Annotated in this window: 20 protein-coding genes and 1 pseudogene; 13 read left to right on the forward strand and 8 right to left on the reverse strand. The window is 45.1% G+C overall.

Annotation, left to right across the window (positions count from 1 at the left end; genetic code table 11):
• Positions 1 to 112: 112 nt before the first annotated feature.
• Together QUA70_RS14790 and QUA70_RS14795 are read left to right on the forward strand one after the other, a co-directional pair.
• On the forward strand, positions 113 to 799 hold the full coding sequence (locus tag QUA70_RS14790; protein ID WP_333348065.1) for a methyltransferase domain-containing protein: 687 nt from the start codon (positions 113 to 115) through the stop codon (positions 797 to 799).
• Positions 799 to 1,869, forward strand: a complete 1,071-nt coding sequence (locus tag QUA70_RS14795; RefSeq protein WP_333348062.1) for an aromatic ring-hydroxylating dioxygenase subunit alpha — start codon at positions 799 to 801, stop codon at positions 1,867 to 1,869. The genes QUA70_RS14790 and QUA70_RS14795 overlap by 1 nt, the downstream gene beginning before the upstream one ends.
• Before the next feature lie 309 nt (positions 1,870 to 2,178).
• On the opposite strand, the gene QUA70_RS14800 is transcribed toward QUA70_RS14795, so the two are convergent.
• Positions 2,179 to 2,652: a hypothetical protein gene (locus tag QUA70_RS14800; protein WP_333348059.1), complete on the reverse strand. Its 474-nt coding sequence runs from the start codon at positions 2,650 to 2,652 to the stop codon at positions 2,179 to 2,181.
• A 154-nt stretch (positions 2,653 to 2,806) separates the two neighbouring features.
• Between QUA70_RS14800 and QUA70_RS14805 the strand changes: the two are divergent.
• Together QUA70_RS14805 and QUA70_RS14810 are read left to right on the forward strand one after the other, a co-directional pair.
• Positions 2,807 to 3,154, forward strand: a pseudogene (locus QUA70_RS14805) (type II toxin-antitoxin system RelE/ParE family toxin).
• Positions 3,138 to 3,518 carry a transcriptional regulator gene (locus QUA70_RS14810; protein ID WP_333410476.1) on the forward strand — a complete coding sequence of 127 codons (381 nt, stop codon included), beginning with the start codon at positions 3,138 to 3,140 and terminating at the stop codon, positions 3,516 to 3,518. The pseudogene QUA70_RS14805 and the gene QUA70_RS14810 overlap by 17 nt, the downstream one beginning before the upstream one ends.
• Before the next feature lie 16 nt (positions 3,519 to 3,534).
• Here QUA70_RS14810 and coaBC read toward each other — a convergent pair whose 3' ends face one another.
• From coaBC to QUA70_RS14830, 4 genes are all read right to left on the reverse strand, one after another.
• Positions 3,535 to 4,734, reverse strand: a complete 1,200-nt coding sequence (gene coaBC / locus QUA70_RS14815; RefSeq protein ID WP_333348053.1) for a bifunctional phosphopantothenoylcysteine decarboxylase/phosphopantothenate--cysteine ligase CoaBC — start codon at positions 4,732 to 4,734, stop codon at positions 3,535 to 3,537.
• Positions 4,735 to 4,879: 145 nt separating this feature from the next.
• Positions 4,880 to 5,092 carry a protein IsiD gene (isiD, locus tag QUA70_RS14820; protein ID WP_006632739.1) on the reverse strand — a complete coding sequence of 71 codons (213 nt, stop codon included), beginning with the start codon at positions 5,090 to 5,092 and terminating at the stop codon, positions 4,880 to 4,882.
• Positions 5,093 to 5,137: 45 nt separating this feature from the next.
• On the reverse strand, positions 5,138 to 5,761 hold the full coding sequence (locus QUA70_RS14825) for an alpha/beta hydrolase (RefSeq protein WP_333326236.1): 624 nt from the start codon (positions 5,759 to 5,761) through the stop codon (positions 5,138 to 5,140).
• A gap of 520 nt (positions 5,762 to 6,281) precedes the next feature.
• Positions 6,282 to 8,441 carry a CHASE domain-containing protein gene (locus QUA70_RS14830; RefSeq protein WP_445301490.1) on the reverse strand — a complete coding sequence of 720 codons (2,160 nt, stop codon included), beginning with the start codon at positions 8,439 to 8,441 and terminating at the stop codon, positions 6,282 to 6,284.
• A 29-nt stretch (positions 8,442 to 8,470) separates the two neighbouring features.
• On the opposite strand from QUA70_RS14830, the gene QUA70_RS14835 reads away from it, so the two are divergent.
• Positions 8,471 to 8,689: a hypothetical protein gene (locus QUA70_RS14835; RefSeq protein WP_333326234.1), complete on the forward strand. Its 219-nt coding sequence runs from the start codon at positions 8,471 to 8,473 to the stop codon at positions 8,687 to 8,689.
• A gap of 58 nt (positions 8,690 to 8,747) precedes the next feature.
• On the opposite strand, the gene QUA70_RS14840 is transcribed toward QUA70_RS14835, so the two are convergent.
• On the reverse strand, positions 8,748 to 10,658 hold the full coding sequence (locus QUA70_RS14840; RefSeq protein ID WP_333348047.1) for an ATP-binding protein: 1,911 nt from the start codon (positions 10,656 to 10,658) through the stop codon (positions 8,748 to 8,750).
• Between the two features lie 392 nt (positions 10,659 to 11,050).
• Between QUA70_RS14840 and QUA70_RS14845 the strand changes: the two genes are divergently transcribed.
• Together QUA70_RS14845 and QUA70_RS14850 are read left to right on the forward strand one after the other, a co-directional pair.
• Positions 11,051 to 11,248 (forward strand): hypothetical protein, encoded by a 198-nt coding sequence (locus tag QUA70_RS14845; protein WP_333326231.1) that lies wholly within the window; start codon positions 11,051 to 11,053, stop codon positions 11,246 to 11,248.
• A 540-nt stretch (positions 11,249 to 11,788) separates the two neighbouring features.
• Entirely contained in the window at positions 11,789 to 12,634 is an 846-nt protein-coding gene (locus tag QUA70_RS14850) for a cyanophycinase (protein ID WP_333326229.1), read from the forward strand.
• A gap of 164 nt (positions 12,635 to 12,798) precedes the next feature.
• On the opposite strand, the gene QUA70_RS14855 is transcribed toward QUA70_RS14850, so the two are convergent.
• Positions 12,799 to 13,047, reverse strand: a complete 249-nt coding sequence (locus tag QUA70_RS14855; RefSeq protein WP_333326227.1) for a hypothetical protein — start codon at positions 13,045 to 13,047, stop codon at positions 12,799 to 12,801.
• Between the two features lie 1,007 nt (positions 13,048 to 14,054).
• Here QUA70_RS14855 and QUA70_RS14860 point away from each other — a divergent pair.
• The 4 genes from QUA70_RS14860 to QUA70_RS14875 all read left to right on the forward strand — a co-directional run bounded on the left by QUA70_RS14860 (position 14,055) and on the right by QUA70_RS14875 (position 16,016).
• Positions 14,055 to 14,297 (forward strand): hypothetical protein, encoded by a 243-nt coding sequence (locus QUA70_RS14860; protein WP_333348044.1) that lies wholly within the window; start codon positions 14,055 to 14,057, stop codon positions 14,295 to 14,297.
• Between the two features lie 12 nt (positions 14,298 to 14,309).
• Positions 14,310 to 14,849, forward strand: a complete 540-nt coding sequence (locus QUA70_RS14865; protein WP_333348042.1) for an alpha amylase C-terminal domain-containing protein — start codon at positions 14,310 to 14,312, stop codon at positions 14,847 to 14,849.
• 265 nt (positions 14,850 to 15,114) lie between these two features.
• Positions 15,115 to 15,492 (forward strand): BON domain-containing protein, encoded by a 378-nt coding sequence (locus QUA70_RS14870; RefSeq protein ID WP_333160649.1) that lies wholly within the window; start codon positions 15,115 to 15,117, stop codon positions 15,490 to 15,492.
• 89 nt (positions 15,493 to 15,581) lie between these two features.
• The gene (locus tag QUA70_RS14875; protein ID WP_333326221.1) at positions 15,582 to 16,016 is read left to right on the forward strand and encodes a DUF2294 domain-containing protein; all 435 of its coding nucleotides are present in this window, start codon (positions 15,582 to 15,584) and stop codon (positions 16,014 to 16,016) included.
• On the opposite strand, the gene QUA70_RS14880 is transcribed toward QUA70_RS14875, so the two are convergent.
• Positions 15,991 to 16,707 (reverse strand): response regulator, encoded by a 717-nt coding sequence (locus tag QUA70_RS14880; RefSeq protein WP_333410478.1) that lies wholly within the window; start codon positions 16,705 to 16,707, stop codon positions 15,991 to 15,993. The genes QUA70_RS14875 and QUA70_RS14880 overlap by 26 nt on opposite strands.
• 284 nt (positions 16,708 to 16,991) lie before the next feature.
• On the opposite strand from QUA70_RS14880, the gene QUA70_RS14885 reads away from it, so the two are divergent.
• Together QUA70_RS14885 and QUA70_RS14890 are read left to right on the forward strand one after the other, a co-directional pair.
• A complete protein-coding gene (locus QUA70_RS14885) occupies positions 16,992 to 17,795 on the forward strand; it encodes a DUF2267 domain-containing protein (RefSeq protein WP_333326217.1) in 804 nt (267 codons plus the stop codon).
• A 402-nt stretch (positions 17,796 to 18,197) separates the two neighbouring features.
• On the forward strand, positions 18,198 to 20,846 hold the full coding sequence (locus QUA70_RS14890; RefSeq protein ID WP_445251643.1) for an EAL domain-containing protein: 2,649 nt from the start codon (positions 18,198 to 18,200) through the stop codon (positions 20,844 to 20,846).
• Positions 20,847 to 20,945: the final 99 nt, after the last annotated feature.

The following is a 20,945-nucleotide window of genomic DNA, read 5'->3' on the forward strand; positions in this document are numbered from 1 at the left end:
GTGTGGTTTCCCTGAAGAGAAAAGGCAGAGCTTGCGAACAAAAAAAATATCTGCGTTGAGGGGGGTGGATATACGGTTAAAATATTATTGAATGAGTATAAAGCAATAATAGATGCTGAAGAGTAACTGCCAAATTCGCAATAAATCTGTAACGTTTGATGCTTTTGCAACAGAATACGATTTCGTTGCCACCTTGCAAAACCAGAACGATTTCTTTACTAACAACCTATCGGCCAGCAAAGGTGCAGCATTAGATATTGGCTGCGGTTCGGGAATTCTGGCTTTTGAATTAGCCCAGTATTACGATCACGTAGTCGCCATCGATTTGTCAGCAAAAATGCTAGATATAGCCCGTCAAAAACGCTCAGCCCCGAATATCGAATATATCCAAATGGATGCCAGTCAATTAGCGCTCGATCGCAAATTTGATTTAATAGTTAGTGCTACTACTTTTCACCACCTGCCCAACCTTCCTGCCGCCCTCGCTGCGATTAAAAAATTGTTAAATCCGCACGGAAAAATCGTCTTTTTAGATAATATATCGGAAGTGGAAACACCTGCTACGATAGGCTACCTATTAGGTGCGGCGAGAGATTTTAGACCCGACTGTTCCACCTACGGATTTCGCACTGCTTTAAGATTATTAAAATTTCGATTGTCGCCAGGGTGGTTGAAGCATTTAGCTAGTGATAGGTATTTGTCAGAACGGAGATTTAGAAAAATTTACGGTCGTTGCTTTCCGGGCTGTTATTTTGTAAAATTTGGTTGTTTTATGGGCGTAATTTGGGAACATTTGTAATGCAAAACAACGCGATAAAATCGGAATCTGCAAGGGCGAAAAAAACTCACATCCGCCAGTTGGGTATTAATCTCGATCGCTGGTATGCGATCGCCCGTAGCACCGAGGTGCAAACTCAGCCGCTAGCTGCGAAAATCTGGAATCGGGCGATCGTACTTTTCCGCGATAGTGCAGGCAAAATCAACGCTTTAGAAGATAGATGTCCGCACCGACAAGTTAAACTCAGCCACGGCAAAGTTAAAGGCGATTTAATCGAATGTGCTTACCACGGATGGCGGTTAAATGCAAGGGGAGAATGCGCCGAAGTCGATTATTTAGCAGAAAATCAAAAGCTACCTAACTGCAAAATTCGCTCCTATCCAGTCAAGGAACAAAACGGTTTTATCTGGCTGTTTCCCGGCGACGAAACGCAAGCAGAAAAAACTCATTTACTGGATTTGCCCGAGTGGGAACATCTCAATTATATTGCCACTATTTCAGTCATCGACTGTCAGGCACACTATTCATTTTTAATTGAAAACTTGATGGATATGTACCACGGACACTTGCACGATGATTGGCAAGCTTGGGCAAATCCGGTGTTAGATACTTTAGAAGAAAACGAGCATCAAGTAACTGTTCGCTATCAGGCACAAAGTTATTACAAAATAGATAAAATCTGGTCAATTTCTCAGTTATTTTTTAAATCTTTGCGCCGACTGCACCCGGAACCGCTGGAGGTGAGTTATGTTTACCCGCACTGGGTTTCAACTTTGGGGAGCGACTTTAAGATTTACTGCTTGGTTTGTCCGGTGAGCGAGACAGCAACTCGCGCTTATTTAATTCATTTTACCTCATTAAATGCGTTTTGGCGACTGCACAAATTGCCTGTTTGGTTTCGCAGGTTTATCAAAGATCGTTGTTTCGGTGCTGCTCAAAAGTTATTAGATGGTTTGGTGCGGCAGGATGTGGTAATGATTGAAGAAGAACAGCAGGCTTTTTTGCAGAATTCAGAAAGAAAAAGTTATGAATTAAATCGGGCTTTAGCCAGCGTGCAAAAGTTGATGAGAAGTCAGGCGGAAAATGGGTAATTCAATAGCCGATTGAAATCTGCACAGGGTAATATGTTACTCCTGGATGCACGGGTGGTCAGAAACCGGGTTTTTATTGCGAGAATACTGAATCCCGACCTTTAAACCTGGTAAAAACCCGGTTTCTTTCGTATTTATGCGTCCAGGACTATATGTATATTTCCCACAAATCATGGAACTAGGATTTAGACTAAGAGTTACTTGAAAAGAAGATGAATTGGCGATCGGGGAATGAAACCGATCGCAATTCCTCTGCGTTAGTTTGCGTCCATCTGCGGTAAAAAAATCTAAATTCCGCCAGCACAAACTTTACTTTTTAGGTCGCTGCTGCTGGTAAACGCTGATAACTTTATCGGCATAAGTAGCAGTTGCCCCACTTTTACAAGCTGCGGAGTCCCCTGTCATCCACCAGCAAGCGGCGCGGCGTACAGCGGTTAATTCATTGTTGCTGCTAGCTTTGTATTCGTCGCGCAGCAAATCGCCCACGATACAGGTAACAATTGATTTAGCTTTTGTCGCGTCGGCCTCAAATTGTTGGGGTGTTAAATCTTGTTTGGTACAGAATTTTGCCCAGCGGGAAATATTATTTGGTAAAACTTGCCACTGACTGTACATTCCGTCATTTGCGGCTTGTGGCGGGGCGGCTTGTCGCAGCGCTTCTACAAGGGCGGAAACTTGCGCGTCGGTGACTGCTTGCGCTGTGGCTGGAAGTGATTGCAATCCGAGGCTAATTATCAGGCTGCCGAATAGTAGATTGGTTTTTGCGATCGATTTAAAATTCATTCACACTCCCCTGTTTGATTTAAACTTTGTTTCCTCAAACAAGGTTTACTATTTTGTCGATCGAATACCTCTGTCTTAAGTATGATTTATTTGCCCACTTAATGCACTGTCATCGCGCTTACGATAGGAATTGTTAATGAATTAGGATAAAATTATGGAAATACAACCCAGGGAAATTAGACGTTACATCCGACCTGATGGCAGAATTCCTTTCTTAGAGTGGTACTACGCCCTACGAGATGGCAAAGCCCAAGTTAAGGTTGATGCAAGGCTTGAGTGAGTTAGTCTCGGCAATCTGGGGGATTATAAGTCAGTCGGAGATGGTGTCTGCGAACTCAGGATTAACTACGGCCCTGGCTACCGGATTTATTTTAGACAAATAGGAGCGACAATTGTGCTTCTGCTCTGTAGTGGGGATAAAAGTACCCAAGAACAAGATATTCTCAAAGCGAAGGAGTATTCGGCAGACTATGAAAGAAATGAAAATGCCTACCAGCGATAGCTACCGCGAGTCCCTAATTGAATCTCTCAAAGATGCCGAACACGCTGGTGGTTTTATCGGGGCTATCTTGGAAGAAAAAGACCCTGAACCCGCACTTTTGAGAAATGCCATCAGAAAGGTAATTGAGGCTCGAATCAGGATGAATTCTCTTTCGGAGTCAGCAAAACAGCATCACGAAAAACTCGACAAGATGCTGACGGAAAGTGGCGGTTTGGAAATTTACAGTTTGGTAGAATTGCTCGAAGCGTTAGGATTTAAACTAGAAATTACTGTCGCAAATACTGAGTTGTCGGCTGACTCGGAATCAACGGATTTTGGGGAATCAGAATTATCGTCCGAACCAGTAGTAATTAATCCCAGTTAATGAGTAAATCGCGCCCTCACCCTTCCCTCACAAAATCTAACAATCGGTGAGCCATTTCTAGCTTGCTGCAAGGTGCTATTTCTACTTGCTTTCCGGCGGCATTAATTAATATTGCTTGATTGGTATTGCTGCCGAAACCGGCACCTATTTGATCGATCGGGTTTGCGGCAATTACATCCAGTTTCTTCGCCTGCAATTTCTCCAAAGCCGGCTTGACAATATCCCCAGTTTGTGCCGCAAACCCGATTAATTTTTGGTGCGGCTGTTTCAATTTTCCCAACTCTGCCACAATATCCGCTACCGGTGTCAACGGTAAAGAATTCGGGAGCGATCGCTTCGGCAATTTCTCACTACTGTACTCAGCCGGCCTCACATCTGCTACCGCCGCAGCCATCACCGTCAAATCCGCATCGTGAAAACATTGCAGCATCGCCTGCCGCATTTCTTGTGCACTGGTAACTGCGATCGCCCGCACACCTGAGAGCGGCAATTCCCCAGTTATAGTGTGTACCAGCGTCACTGTCGCGCCCCGATGCTGTGCAGCTTGCGCTAAAGCTATGCCCATTTTGCCAGTGGAAGGATTGCCGATAAACCGCACCGGATCGAGGTGTTCCCGCGTTCCTCCCGCACTGATTAACACCCGCTTACCCGCTAAATCTCGATCGCCCTTCGCATACAACAGCGATTCAATATGAAACAAAATCTCACAAGGTTCTGCCATGCGGCCGACACCCGCGCGATCGCAGGCCAGCATTCCCGCCCCCGGATTCGCAGCATGATAGCGCCGATAAGTCAACACTTCCCGCCAATTCCGCTGCACCGTCGGCTGTTCCCACATATCCGTATTCATCGCCGGTGCCAGCAAAATTGGGCAAGTAGAAGCTAAAACAGTATTAGTCAGCAAATTATCCGCAAAACCCCCCGCCAACTTAGCCAAAGTATTAGCTGTCAAAGGAGCAATCACAAAAACTTCCGCCCATTCTCCCAGTTGAATATGCAGGGGGCGCCCGTGACTTGCTTGCCAAAAATCTTTGTCAGTAAAAGCTGGATGCCGGCAAAGAGTAGCAAAAGTCAAAGGCGTTACAAACTCCCCTGCAGCATCAGTAAGAATAACTTTAACTTCCGCTCCAGCTTTTGCTAAAGTTGAAACTACTTCGCAAACTTTATAAGCCGCAATCCCGCCACTAACGCCGATTAAAATTCGTCTGCCATTCATGTCATTTGTTAATAAAAAAGAATCAAGAAAGAAGTTAAGATGAAAATAGATAAAAATCCATAACTCATCTGTTCAATTCACAACAAAATATGCTGCTAACTTCTTCCTCAATTCCGCCCTTAATTTTTGAGCTAGATTTTTAAGCCTATGCTTCGTCGTAGGCTTCCATATCCAGAAGGTGGAGATAAGGTTCAACCAGCTCCGGCCGCTGAAAGGCAAGCGATCGCAACAAATGCCAATCATTCAATCCCTCAAAAGGATCTGTATAATCGTCAACTTCCAAACGGACAGCCAATTCTGCCACGTCCTGAGAAGTAAGTACAGCAATATCGCGCGATGCTTTGGTTAAAGTTTTCATTTTTTTCCCCTGCCCGAGACTTCCGCCATACTATATCCTAAACCTTTAATCAGATTTCGACACAGTTTCTACAACAAAACTTCGCATTACATCTATAACTTCCGGCAGAATCTCGTGTCCCATCTTAAATTCTTGATACTGCACCGCAGCTCCCCAAGCCGTCAAACTCTCGCGCGATCGCACAGCAGCACTAACAGGCACAATAGTATCTTGAGTACCGTGCACGATTAAAACAGGTGGCAAAGCACTCCCAGCAACTGGCGAAATCGGGTGCAAATAACCGCTCAGACAAATTAAACCCGCTACGGGCAAAGTCAATCCCACATCTAGAGTCATCGCTCCACCTTGAGAAAAACCGCCTAAAATTGTGCGAGACAAAGGCACACCCGTGCTGCCTTCCAAAGACAGCAAAAATTCCCTCAGCAATTGCCGACTTTCTACCAATCCCTGAGCGTCTTTGCTTTGAAGGTTATACCACGCTTTGCCACCCCTTACTTGCGGATGGGGAAATGGGGCATCGGGAAACACAAACTGATAATCCGGCAAATTGAAAGCCGGTGCTAAGGAAGTCAAATCCCGAGCATTAGCACCCCATCCGTGCAAAGCGACAATCAAAGCAACAGGTTTGCGATCGGTTGTTGGCGGAATGCTAATAGATTGTAAAGACATCGTAGTTAATAATTGGTAATCTGGCATCGCTACAATTATAAATTGTCACGACGGGTAAAACCCCAATACGGTTCAGTTAAGGAAAATTGTAGCGAAAATGTTGGGCGGAGTGAAACGGATGGTTCGTTCCACTCCGCCCAACCTACGCACTACGCACAATCTGTTTTTTTAGCACTAACTGAACCGTAGTGGGTAAAACCCAAGATATTTGTTTTCGGCAATATTCGACTGAAATTAGCACGCACTTATAAGTATAACAGTTGACCGTTAACTGTTAACAGTAGAGTGCGAAATCCGCACCTTTCCCAAGTAGAGTGCGGATAGTTCACCTTTTCTAAACAGGAATTATGGAGCCTCTTATATTTGTAAAAACACTTCTTCTGGCTCCTGCTTCCTGGCTCATTTCTTCTGACTCATTCCTCCTGGCTCCTGTCTCCTGGCTCCAAACTCCAATTTCTCGCTTGGCTGCTTTCATTGACATGCTCCCAGTAAGACTCCGCTAGAAGTGAGATGTGTTCCGCTAATTCCAACTGGCACCTACCGCAGGTGAAACCTTAGAAACAGATTGCTTAGACTGTTGCCGCACCGGCACCTCAATCCAGAATTCAGTTCCCTCTCCCGGAGCCGAGAGGCACCTGAGTGAACCTTGATGTTTGTCCACTATTTGATAGCCAATAGACAATCCCAAGCCAGTACCTTTGCCTACAGGCTTGGTAGTAAAAAACGGATCAAACAAACGTTTTTTGACATTCTCCGTCATGCCCGTTCCATTGTCAGCGATTCGCACGCATACACAATTAGAACTTAAAAGTTCAGTGCGAATCCTAATCTTAGGTAAAAAAGCCGAATCATAGGAAGTTTTACCATTAGGTAAAAATTTACTTGTTTCTTCATATAAAACATCAATTGCATTGCTCAAAACATTCATAAATACCTGGTTTAATTGTCCCGCCCAGCACTCCACCAAGGGCAAGTCCCCGTATTCTTTGATGACTTGAATGCCAGGAAAACCAGATTGGGGTTTCAGTCGAATATCTAAAATCATCAAGGTGCTGTCGATGCCTTGGTGAATGTCAACACACTTCATTTCAGCTTCATCCAAACGTGAAAAATTCCGCAGAGAAAGGACGATTTGGCGGATGCGTTCTGCTCCCATATTCATAGATTTTAAGATTTTAGGCAAGTCTTCACTGATAAACTCCCAATCAATCTCTTGTAGTTTCGCTTGCACTTCGGCCGTTGGGTTCGGATATTGCTGCTGGTATATTTCCACAAGTTCCAGCAAGTTTCGCGTATATGCGCCTGTATGGATCAGATTGCCAGAGATGAAGTTGACAGGGTTGTTAATTTCGTGGGCCACTCCAGCCACCAACTGCCCCAAGCTGGACATCTTTTCAGTTTGGATTAGTTTAAATTGAGCTTCCTGCAAATTTTTTAGTGCTGTTTCTAGTTCAGCGGTGCGCTGTTTTAGTTGAATTGTGCGATCGTACACTTGCTGTTCTACTTTTGCGGTACGTTCTAGAGACATCAACAGGTAAATCGTCAAGCTGCCAGTCATCAATAGCCCGATCGCGCAAATTGCCAGCGAACCCTGATGCGTCCTCATACCGTTGTACCCCTTCCCTGGCAAAACTAGCAGCCTCCACTGGCGGTCTGCTACGTTAAATAAGCGAGTGCAATCACTAGAAATTTGACAGATTTGTCCGAGATTAGTTAACTCGGGCTTTTCGTGTTTTGGGTTATCTATCAACTGCTTAGCTTGTGAGTCGTAGCGCACCAGAAAGCGTTCTTTCTCTGTAGCGGAGTTGTCGTATAGGTAAAAATTAATCTTGTCTAAATTTAGCGATTCTAAAGAGAAATCGACCATAGTGGTAATCTGAAACAGACCCGCAATAACTCCCATGAAGTTTTGGCGGCCGTTGACCGAGTTATCAGCAGAAGTTGAGCGGCGGGGTACTGGCAGAAATACTTGCAATCCCGGTTGATTGTTGCTGACTAATCTAATCCGCGCCGAAGCAGCTATTTTCCCGGTATTCACCGACTTCTCTAAAGCTGCTTTGCGATCGGGGCTGGAGGCAACATCAAAACCGATCACTTTGTTATCTTCTTCTAGTGCTTCTCTGTAAATAATTGGAAAATATTCCGATCGCACTTTTGCTTTGACCTGCTTTTTGTCAGGAGTTCGCTCGTAAATTTGAAATGCCGGAAAATCTTCGGCTCGAATTGCGACTTCGTAAGCTGCTTTTTGGGCAGCCGGCACGCGCCGAATCCAATTAACAGAATGTATAGCCGCATTTCGGGCAAGTGCAGGTTGAACGAATTGCTTAAAATCTTCTCTGGTAACTTCAGTAGATGCCCTGTAGAATCCTTCAAGTGAGTACAGAAATTCTAAATTTTTGTTAATGCTTTGCTGCAATGCCACACTCAGGCGATCGGCTTGCTGATGAAATTGAGCTTGCAGTCGTTGGTTTTCCCCATGCCACACAACGGCTGCGGCTGCCAATGACAAACTCGTACCTGTGCAAAGAGTCAGGGCTGCTGGAATGTAGCGACGGTGCGACAGTAAACTTTCGGTCAGCGAATTAAACCAATTGCCCGCAACATTCATATTCCCCAACCTTCTGCTATCCGAGTGTAATTCGTTTAAAGACTTGTGAAATTCCTTGATAGCACGATCCACAGCGCACAAACCAGATTGTCTAAAAACTTATGATTGCAGGAATAGGACTTACCCCGATCAACCGAATTTCTACGAAAATATTGATTTGGGAACGAGAAACCTGGGAAGAAACGGGGTTTTTCAGAAATAGTGCATCCACGACTGAGGAATTGAAACCAATTGTAACTAAGTGTAACGAAGCGAGTTCCAATCTGGGTGCTCTCCAACTTCCTTCCCCGGAAGAACCCGGAAACGAGAAAAAGCCTTGATCTTATGGGGCGGGTATTGAGTACCCGCCCCACAAAGCCAACTTAAATTTGGAACAGCTTACAAAACAGTCCCTATTTCTTTCAAATAAACCCGTGTAAACGGTTCATCATCCCCCAGAGTATACTGTTCGATCAACCCCTGGCGACGAATAGAAATACTACTTCCTTCCCTCACCACAACAGTGTCATCATCAGTGCTTTCTCTGGCCAACATCATCTCCGTTTCCCCCGGATTGTCCAGCACCACCATATTGCTGCCCCGATAAAACATTCCCTCAGCTTCCAAAATATTTTCGGGATATTCAGCAATTAACAAATCGAGCTTGGGATTCCGCAGCAAACTTTGCACGTTAAGATGGTAATTCTTATTCAAAACTTTTTCAGAACGGTTAACAAAAAGTCCACCGCGACAAACAGCACCGATCGTCCAATCAGGATGCTGCAACAGAATGTGATCGATTATTTCTTGCAGTTCATGCACCGAAATTCTGTTGAAAGTAATAATCGGAATTCTGGCTGATTTTCCCGAGTCAAAGAAAGTTTCGATAATATGCGAAGGCACATCAACCCCTTCGCCGACAGCCGGGTTTAGGTGCATAAAAATTCCCGGCGCCGCATTGATTTCGAGAATCCCAAAATTGCCTGTTTTCCAAGATTTGGCGAGAGTTTCTGTTACCACATCAACCCCCAAACAAGTTAACCGAAAATGTAGGGCGATATCTTGAGCCAAAACAATGTTATCCGGGTGAATAGTGCGGGTAGCGTCGATGCTGACGCCGCCTGCGGAAAGATTGGCGACTTTACGCAGAGCCACTGTGCGATCGCCCTCTAGCACACTATCCAATGACAGCCCTTGTTCGGCCAGATACATTTCCATAGCTTCGTCGGACTGAATTTTGCTCAGGGCCGAAGTTGGCGTATCCAAACGTTCGGATTTGCGGTTTTCACGGCGGATCAATTCGCGAATTGTTGAGTTGCCATCACCTGTTACCCAAGCGGGTCGGCGTTCAGTTGCCGAAACAAATTTGCCGTCAACGCATAGCAGCCTAAAATCCGATCCTTTGATGCTATTTTCTACAATTACTCGCACCGATTCTGTTTCAGGAATTGCCTTAACTGCTCTTTTAAAAGCCGCCTGCAATTCCTCAGCATCTCGGACATCTGCTGTGACGCCAATTCCTTTATGACCGACTACTGGTTTGATAGCAACTGGGTAGCCAATTTCTTTAGCAACTGCCACAGCTCCGTTTTCTGTGGAGACGATATCGCCTTTGGGAACAGGAAAGCCTAATGTAGCGAGAAAAGCTTTACAATCGTCTTTGCGCGTGGTAAAATCGGAGTCTAAGTGGCTGTCTGAATCAAAAGTAGTTGCAGAGCCGCGAACCAGTTTTTTGCCGTACCCGTATTGCATCAATCCTTCATCCCACAGATAAAATACGGGAATGCCTTTTTGGGATGCCGATCGCATTAACGAATAAACTGTCGGGCCTCCGTAAACTGACTGCCGGAACATACTTTGCAGCGCGCCCATTTGTGCTTCCAAGGGAAAATCTTGATTTTGATTGATGGCTTCAAACCAATCCCAAACAGCGTAAACTACAGCTCGGGCGCTGCGGGCGTGAAGTGCTTCTATGCTGATTCTGTTAAAGTGAGAAAACGGCTTGACGTTCCAGTGTTGGAAGTGCAAACCCATGTCAAGTTTTGCTACTTCTGAGGTGGTACGGCCGAACAGTTGGGCGTGGTTCGAGAAAGTTTCGTGCAGCAGTTGCGGGTACCGATCGCCAATAATTTTCTGGTAATGGGCGATCGGCAAAGGTTCGCTCGCGCCCGTCACCGCTAAATCGAAAACTAAAGCGGCTGTGTCTAAATAAGGGTTGGGCCCGATATAGTGTTTGAAATTGAAAACATCAAAAATATCGGTTTTCCGAGCATTGATGCGTGCTGTTTCTGTGCTTTTTTCTTGCAGCATTTTCTAACCTCCTTTGAGCTAATTTTTTACGTTAACTTTATAGTCGGTGCAGGGGATACTACCTGGGGGCATAGATATTATTGCACTGCTCAGTTGAGACAAATACTCCGACCAATTCTGCCTCAGCATTGCGAGAGTGGGGGGAGTGGGGGAGTGGGGGAGTGGGAAAGTAGGGGAGATGGGAGAGGGGGAGAGTGGGAAAATATTCCTTCTTCCTTCAACATCTGACTAAGCATTCATGACTAAGCATTCATGACTAAGCATTCATAACTAAGCACTTATAACTAATGACGACTTCCTGCCATCCAAAAAAAAGTTCTAACTTTTGAGAGGTACATTGTGCACTTATAATTGTTTATGACAGTGAAAGAAAATTTAAGAGGCAGCAAATTATGAAGATCGCACAAACTGCTCTCAGGGACCAAGTTCATCACTTAGCTGAGGAAGCTTTTCACCGGAAGCTAATTTCTGGCTACGGCGATGGTCAAAACAGCAACGAATATCAGATTGTCTGGAACGGCAAACCCAGACACCTACCTTTAGAACGGGCGAGTACCATATTGAGCAATTTGATCGAGCGATCGCACTAAATGGCGATCGGACTAATCTAGGACTGATGCTCATCAATCCGATTTCTACGAGCAATAAGAGGAGGATTAGCAAAGGATCGGGTCAGAAACCGGATTGATCACCGCGCGCGCGTCAGCCCTGTAATTTAAGCTCATTTCTTAACCCCTCCTATCTCGCTGTTAGGGGGGGCAAGTTTGTTGTGTCGCTCATCGAGGATGAGTTAAATAGATAGTTCTAGACGCAGAAACCGGTTTTTTTTACCCGTCCCGGACACAAAAGCTCTCTCAGAAACCGGGGTTTCTCAGTTAAATTTTTCCGTTCACACGCAGAATTTTCCTTCCTATTACCGGTTTCTTTAATCTAGTGTCTCCAGGACTGTTTAACAAAAACATTGTTACAGCCATGGCAAGAGTAAACATCTACCCGAATGCTTGAGCTGTGTGCGTCCTGGAGTGGTAGAAGTATGAGAGTTTTGTGTATCTATATATACCTTTTGGCAGTTTTCGGACAAAGGAATTTTGTGTTTTAGTGAAATTTAATAAATTAAAAGTGGAGATAATATGGCGAGCCAGGAAACTCAGGGAAAGTTGCTAATTATTGGTGGCGCGGAAGACAAAGAGGGGGACTGCAAAATTCTGCGGGAATTCTTGCGGTGCGCCGGAGGCACTAAAGCGCACATTGTTGTCATGACTGCTGCAACAAGCTTGCCGGGAGAAGTAGGAGATAATTACATCCGAGTGTTTGAGCGACTCGGCGCTCAAGATGTGCAAGTTATTGACACCCAGAGACCGGAAGATGCCAACAATCCAGATTATTTAGAAGCGATCGAACAAGCCACTGGCATATTCTTTACCGGCGGAGATCAAGCGCGGATTATTAGCTGCTTGAAAGACACAAAACTCGACGCAGCTATGCACAAACGGTTTTCTGAAGGGATAATCATTGGCGGCACCAGTGCCGGCGCGGCGATGATGCCAGACATGATGATTATTGAAGGAGACTCCGAGACAAATCCCCGCGTTGATGTGGTAGCAATGGGCCCGGGAATGGGTTTCCTTCCCGATGTTGTCATCGACCAGCATTTCGCCCAACGAGGTCGTCTGGGACGCTTAGTTACGGCACTTTTGCTGCAACCGGCTGTGTTGGGATTTGGTATTGACGAAAATACAGCTATTTTAGTCCACGGTGACGAGTTGGAAGTCATTGGCGAAAGCGCTGTAACTGTCATCGACGAGTCGGAAAAACTCCACGACAATATTGAGGGACGCTTGAAGGATGAGGGTTTGGCGATTTGCGGGGCCAAGTTGCACATCCTCCCCCACGGATATCGGTTTAACTTGAAAACTCGCCAGCCGGTGTTTGATAGCGCAGCAACAACAGCAGAGAGACAAAGGCAGCTCGCCTAATTTACTTGCAACTGGCAAACATCTCAAAAGAAAGTATGTAGGGTGTACAGTGCCCACCTTACCGCTGCAACCAAGTAGGATGGTTAAAAACCCAGTTTCTGTGTCCTGCAGCAATAAAAGAAGAGGTAAAATCCTCTTCTTTTATTGTTGCGGTTTCTGATTTTTTAAGCACTTTTCTGTTCGCCAAAAATCGACTGCTGCCCTTCGGCAGTCGATATTAAATTCCACCCTTGAACTCTCAGCTTCTGATAAGTTGCCCATCCCTTAGAACCGCCCGGTTCCCGGTAGTCGGGTACAGCGAACTGCGGAAAAGCTGTATAAGGCCGCCATCCCTGACGGGCATCGGTGCGTAAGTGCAATATCTTTTCTCCCTTGCCTCCGAGTCTGGGCAACCAACACATTTGTTTTAGCATTTTTAACACTCCAGAGTTTTACAGTAACGGTAATTCGCCAACATCCCACATTAAACTTTTAGAGCTTTAGAGCCACTGCTCGGAATATCTAACGGGTAACAGGGACGAATGAGATTTTCACCAATTACCAATTACTGAGGTAGCAGCAGTCGTTAAAGCTGATTTTGGTTCTACAAAGTTTACCGGTCAACAACTATAAAACAAGTGCTGCCCAGACATAAGCAAAAATAATCATTGCTATTCTCGGCTCAAACTTGGCTTAAAGTCGCAGGAAAACCCAGTTGAATAAAGGATTCATGTTTCTGGTTTCCCTTGCCTTACAATTACAAGCTGATCCTCGCTGTTTCCGCATAAAATGACATCTTTCTACGGTATTATTCCTGTCCGCTAAAAAATGTTTCTTTAGTTACAAATCTTAAATATTCACCACGATTTATCTACTTATCAAAAGTTAAATTACTTTTCATACAATACTTCGCACAGTTTTTGATAGCCAACGGTAGAATAAGGGTTCAAGGCTCCAAGGCAAGTTCGCTACCAACGGAAAATCCTGGCTTTCAGACTATGAACTAAAAACAGTCCCGACTATTTTTCATAAACAGCGCTGAATAATTTTTAGTTACTTTAACTACATTTTTGATTTAAATGAGGTTTCCGGTTGCTTAGGCGCGCACCTTACTCAATCGGTAGGTTTCGCACTACTAAATCCTCCGGGTGCGCCCCCAAGTACCTGACAACATAAGAGGTAAAGGTTTAACTCTTAAGAACGATGGCGACAGATTTGCAAAATGGTAAAAATGAATACTAATTACAGTTATAGCAATCCTAAATCATTTGTGAATTTCTTACTCCCTCCCCGAACCCGCGGGCAGGGTTGGGGTGGGGTAAAAAATTTACGACTCCTGCAAGGATTGCTATATAAGTTCTGCAAACAAGGTATTCATGACCGCTGCAATTGAATTCAAGAATATCATATCGACGGGATTCACTACGATGCTGGGCGGCAGTTGGACAATCGAGATTTCCTACACTGGATAACTCGCGAAGCGAAAAAAAACGCCAGCAACAAGCCATTTTATAACATAGCAGAACACTTTCCCGAACTTCCCGAACTCGTCACTGCGGACGGGCCGATGGACTGGTGCTGGCACGAAATTTTTCGCATTTTTGCCATAGAAAATCTGGGGGCGAAGACTTTCGATATCGAAAAGCTCAAGCAAGTTCTGGATGCCAAACAACAAGGCTATTAAACCACAACTAATGTGATCAATTCTTTAGCCAGTCACGACCTTGAGCACTTGCTGGCCGAAGGCAGCTTTCGGGATATCGATCAAGAAGCGGCTTTTAAACGCGCTAAATTGGGAGCGGTTTTGTTAGTCACAGCAGTAGGAATACCGATGCTGTGGATGGGCGAAGAGTTTGGACAATCTACTCGGCAAACTCCGAACCAGCCGATTAAATTGCAATGGTCTTTGTTGAAAAATCAGCCAAATCATGAGTTGTTGGAATACTACAAAAACGCGATTCGGCGGGAACATTTGCCGACAGTTTATACCGAAAATATTGAATTCATCCACGAAAATTCAGAAGCCAAAATGCTGGCTTACTACCGTTGGAGCGATGAGGGAACGCGAGCAGTAGTTGTCGCTAATTTTTCGGATACTTATCTATCTGGTAACAGCCTTCCTAAGTTTCCGGCTGCGGGAACTTGGCCCGAGTGGATGTATAACAAAATAGTAGAAGTTGGGGAAGAAGGGTTTGAGTTTGATTTGCCGGAATGGTCAGCGCAAGTATTTGTTTGAGAGCGGGAGAATTATGTCTCCAGGCAGATGATCGGCGTAGTTGTACAACAGTAAATTGTATTTAGGATGGGCGCACCAAACTCAACAAACCGGGTTTTTATACCTAGGTGGATGGCTGTAACGATACTTTTTTGTAAAAAAACTCGGTTTCTGCATCCAAGAGTGCGATCGTAATTCCTGGTATTGAGAATAACAATTACAGGGCGACTTGCCAACCGTGAATTAACACGTCAATTAACACAAACTTTGTCGGAGGACAAACTCTATGGGCTGGCTAAAAAGATTGTTTGGTTTAGAAAAACTTGAAAATCAAGAAACTGTTGACGCTCCTGCTTACCAAGCACCTGTAGCTCAAGCTCAAGCTCAAGCTCAACCTGCTGCGAGCGCTCAGACAATCCCGCCGGAACGCATGGGCTTGAATGGAGAATACGATCAAAGCGGCTTAGCTAAACGGGTGGCTCAGGCTTTCGATGCAAATCCAGATGTTGCGGATATTGAGACTGTTTATGTGGCTCAACTTGGCACTACGGTGGTTCTCAAAGGTACAGTTCCCAGTCAGGAAATTGTCAACAAGTTGGTGACAATTGCTAAAGGTGTTAAGGGTGCCACTGGGGTGGAAACTAATGAAGTTACTGTCGGCTAACACGACGGTTATTTTAACAGTTAGCAGTGAGCAGTTAATAGTTAACTTAACTGCTCACTGTTAACTGCTAACAGTCTTTTTTATCTATCATGGTTTCAATAAAAAATATGACAGGGGAAATCTTAGAACCTACTCGTGGGAAATTAGAACGGACTCTTTCGCAGGGAATTCAAGCGTTGTACCGCTCTCAACTCGGACACCCAACGAGTCAGGCGCTCTGCAATCTTTTGGATAACAAATTGATAATTGTTATCGAAAACGGGCTTACTCAACCCGAAAAACTGCTGGCTCAGAACGGTCAGCAAGATTTGGCTTTGCAGGTGCGGACACAATTAGAATCAGTTCTGGAACTGTCACTGAAAGATTTAATCAAAGAGGTTTTGGGCGTGGGAGTCACTGATTTGCTCCGCGACGCGACCTTGGAGACTGGCCGCACGGGAACGATCGCCATTTTGGAGTCTGCACCTAAAATTCGCGATTCTCCTTATCAATCTAAAACTAAACTAAAAACGCCTGACACTTGAGGTGCGGGCCGATAATTATTTCTAAATCCTTGATATTAAAAGGTTTGGAAAGGTATTCCACGCAGCCTGCTTGGAGTATCCGATCGCGGTCTTCTGCTTTTGCTAGTGCTGTGATAGCAACAATCGGAATATGTCTGATAGCGGGGTTTTGTTGAATGCGTTTTACTACTTCCATACCGTCTATATCCGGCAGGCAAATGTCGAGTACGATTAGGTCGGGGACTCGATCGACTGCTGCTGAAAGAGCTGCGTACCCGTCAACGGCTCCCATGCACTCGCAGCCGAATAAATCGAGTATTTGTGTCAGCAGCTCTAAGTTGTCCTGATTGTCGTCTACAGCCAACACTAAAGGACGCTTGTCAACCCTGGGTTGACCGCGATTTAAAGACGAGGATTCCAATTTATTGTTCCAATGAGGGTAGTTCATAAATGCCGCTCTAATTGCGATCAAAAAAGTTGTCCCCGAGGCATTCCTCAAGTGGCGTTCCGGCACTTGAAACAGATTGGCTCGTATTTGTAGCTCTCCGAGGGCCAGTTTCTGGTATAAGCCGATTGTACAATATAGCTGCAAGCAGCAGGCAAAACGACCGCCGTTGATTGAGCTCATCACATACTGCTTAATTCTACCTGTCCCAGCGCCAATTACCAACTTAGGCACTCTTGGTGCGTCAGCTTTGGTAAAAACACCCACTAAATACCGAAAATCTTACTAATAAAGCATCTTCGCTTAATAGCATTGAAGAGTGGCGACAGCTTTTAATGATACTAACAACATTAGACGTGGGTTCCCCTACATGGATCTACCTAAAGGAAGATTCTAACTGCAACTTAAATTTAATAACTTCCACCTGCTGAGAGATACTTGTTACTCGCGTTTAGACTTCAATGTTTTTAAGTAGTAATTATCGCAAGTTTAGCAAGTAAGCAAATCAGTTTTTACTTGGGTTTAAGCGGATATTAACCTAGGAGGTTTTAATGACAATTCCAATCAGAGACGACCTGACTTACATTTTGCTCAAAAAGATTGGCAGCGGCAACGGCAGGGGAGAGTCGGAAATTAGGAACGCAGCCGAAGAATATGTCGGTCACCAGGTGGCGGAAGCGGAATTGCTCGGTCATCTGGACTACCTCAATCAAAGAGAATTTATCAAGGCGGAGTTTAGTGGAGAACCTTACGGAGGAGCTGAGTTATTGCCGCCTTTAGTGGCATTTCAACAAGCTGAGTTAACAGAAAAAGGCCGCAAACTGTTACACAAAATGGAGACGAATCCTCCGACCTCGCTCCACCAAGAAGGATCCGCAGTTCCTATCGCTTCAAAGGATATGCCGTTTTTGGAAAAAGTGATGGTAAACGGTCACTTGGAGGATATTTTTGATGCGCGCGACATTACCGAAGTAGTGTACCGGATCATGCGCGATGTGATGACAACAGAAGCAATCGATCACGTGGAATCTGAATTGCACAAAGAAGTTTTGCCTACGGATGACAAAACCCTGCAACAAGAAATAGCAGACCTCTGGAAAGATACCAATCCGCTGGTGAGATTCCTCAGCCGGGTGCGTCAACCTTTGACCGGCGAGCCTGCACCTTTGGGGATCGATGGCAATTTGTTTGCACGAAGGGTGGAACTAGAAGGCGCACTTCCTTCAGGAGTAAAAGCGGAAACTGCGATCGCGGCTGTATTTTCGGCAACAAAGGATGAGCTGTCCGAGGAGCGAATTCAGGAAATAGCTGGCTTTTTGCCGGACAGAATTCGCGGAATTTGGGAGTCGGCTTAACGCCATATTTCCGAGTATAAATACTTACCAACCGGGTTGACGAACCAGTATTTTCCCTCCAGAGGGTACAATAGTGCTTGGTCAACCCGGTTTCTCTGTACCTTTTGTCCTGTAGCTCTGCAATGGTTTTGTAGTGAGGACTTGAGTCCTGATCAAACTCGATCGAACTTTCGTCCTCACTAATTGTCAGAGCGCTCTTTCCTTGCCTTGTAAGTGCGGTGAAAAACCCGGTTTATTACCGAAATTTGTCGAAAAAGCCGAAATATCCCCAGAAACCGAGTTTCTCGCTCCAGAGTTGGGTCAAGACCCTAGACAGAGCGAAAGTGTTGTAATGTATAATACAGGGCGAGTGAAGACTGTGGCTCGTAAAAATGCTGTCAACAGCTCGGGAGATCAAAAGGGATGGCCCGCACAAAAGTTAGACAAATGTCACGATCGACTTTAGAACAAGAGATTTTACTCAATCGAATTACCAATCGCATTCGCAACTCTTTAGAACTTCAAGAGATTTTGACGACAACTGCGCGAGAAATCCGCAGCTTTTTAGAGAGCGATCGAGTAAAAGTTTATCGCTTTGAGACCGACGGTAGCGGTGAGGTCATTGCTGAGTCCATCAACGGCGACAATTTGCCCTCTATGCTGGGCTTGCGCTTTCCAGCAGGCGACATTCCCCATAGTGCTCGGGAAATGTTTCTCAAAGCGCGGCAGCGAGTGATTGTAGATGTGGAATTGAAGCATCAAACAATTAATCGGTTAGATTGTCCCGAAACCGGCAAAACTTTAGCAGTTGAAGATATTACCTATCGTCCTGTAGACCCCTGTCACGCTGAATATCTGAAGGCTATGGGGGCACGTTCTTCTCTGACGGTGCCGATTTTGCATCACAATCACCTTTGGGGGCTGTTGGTGTCTCACCACAGCCAACCGAAAAGGTTTAGCGATCGAGAATTGAAAATGGTGCAGTTGCTTGTCGATCAACTTTCAATTGCGATCGCCCAATCTTTTCTACTCAGTCAAGCTAGACAGCAAGCGCGCGACGAAGCCGTTATCAACCAAATTACCAGTTTGCTGCATTCTCCTCTGGAACTCAACGAAATTCGGAAAGCACTTCTCGAACAAACAGTCAAGCATTTGCATGGTTCGGGAGGGCGACTCTACATTGCAGCCGAGTTTGGCGATATGCCGGCTTTGCTTTATACCTGTGGCCAGCAGCCCACGGACATCGACCTTGAACTCAGCCCGTTTTGGCAGCAGATCATGGGGTTTGACAACCAAGGCGATCGATCACAAACTGCTAATCATCCCAGCCACTTAGGTATTTTTGAAAATCTATATTCCCAGCATTATAGTTCAATTGACAGCAATGTTTCCAGTTTTCTCGTACCGCACTTGTACGCAATTTCCGATATTTCTAAAGAACCTCAACTTAAATCTGTATCTGCCAATTTAGTCGCAGCTTCCATTCGATCATTTTTGGCAGTACCGCTGCAATACCGCCAACAGTGCATCGGCTGTCTCACCGTTTTTCGCAGCCCTATACAAACCGAAATTTTGTGGGCGGGCCGTTGCAGTTCGGACGCCCGGAACGATCGTCCCCGACAATCCTTTGCAGCTTGGAAAGAAATCAAAACAGGCGAAGCTCAAAAGTGGACCAGCGAGGAACAGAAGCTAGCACAATCTTTAGGAACTCACCTGTACATGGCTGCAATGCAGAGGCGCGTCGAGGCGATGATTCGACATCAAGCTTCTCACGACCCATTAACTGGTTTACCTAATAGATTACTGTTTAATGAAAGGCTGTCTTTAGCTTTAGCTAGCGCTCACCAAAAGGGAGAAATGCTGGCGGTAATTTTTCTAGATTTGGACAGATTTAAAAATGTTAACGATACTCTCGGTCACCCAGTGGGCGATTTATTGCTGCAAAGTGTATCTCGGCGTTTGACTAACTGTTTGCGCGTGGGGGATTCGATGGCCCGTTGGGGCGGGGATGAATTTACTGTGCTGCTGTACAATATCAACACCCCTGAGGAAGCAACTAAGATTTGCCAGCTAATCATCCAGAGTTTAAGCACTCCTTTTGATTTTGATGGTCTGGAACTTTATATTAAGGCTAGCTTGGGAATTGCGTTGGCTCCTTATGACGGAGAAGATGCAGAAACTTTACTGAAAAATGCTGATGCTGCGATGTACAAAGCTAAACAGAAAGGTCGCAATAATTATCAGTTTTACACGCAGGCGATCGGCAGTAAAGTCTCCGAGGATCTTAACTTAGAAAATCATCTTTACAAAGCTCTAAAACAATCTGAGTTTGTGCTGTACTATCAACCACAAATAAACTTAAATACTGGCAAAATAGTGGGCATGGAAGCTCTGATTCGCTGGCAGCATCCCGAACGCGGTTTGATTTCTCCCGATCGATTTATTCCCTTAGCTGAGGAAACAGGATTAATCTGCCAAATTGACGAATGGGTGATGCGGACTGCTTGCTTGCAAAATCGAGCGTGGCAGTTACTGGGATTGCCGCCGATGCGGATAGCGGTGAATTTATCAGCCCGCCAGTTTCTGCAACCTCACACGGTACAAACCATCGCTGAAATTTTATCAGAAACCAAGTTAAATCCCGAGTATTTAGAAATAGAAATTACCGAGAGCATTGCCATGACAGATGTGAGCTTTACGGTGTCGGTATTGCAGCAGTTGCAGGATATGGGAATTCACATTTCTCTGGACGATTTTGGCACAGGTTATTCTTCGCTGTGGTCTCTGAAAAACTTTCCCCTCAATAATTTAAAAATAGACAAATCTTTCGTGGCTGATTTGGTGAACGGCAGCAGCGGTGCTACTATTGTGAAACTGGCGATCGCCTTGGGACAAGGTCTGAATTTACAGGTGATTGCTGAGGGAGTGGAAACAGCAGAACAGTTGGCCTTTTTGCAGTCGCATCAGTGTGATATGGGTCAGGGTTACTTCTTTAGCAAACCAATACCGGCGGCGGCTATAACCCAATTGTGCTTAGAAAATCAATCGGGGGAAATAAGGAGTTTAAATTAACAATCGGGAAGTGGAACACAAAAGAGTTTGTGTTTTGAGTTGTGAATGGGATCAGAGCCTGTCAAATAACCATTATAGGTCAATACGGTTCAGTTAAGC

Source organism: Microcoleus sp. LAD1_D5 (assembly GCF_036702115.1).
Taxonomy (GTDB): Bacteria; Cyanobacteriota; Cyanobacteriia; order Cyanobacteriales; family Microcoleaceae; genus Microcoleus.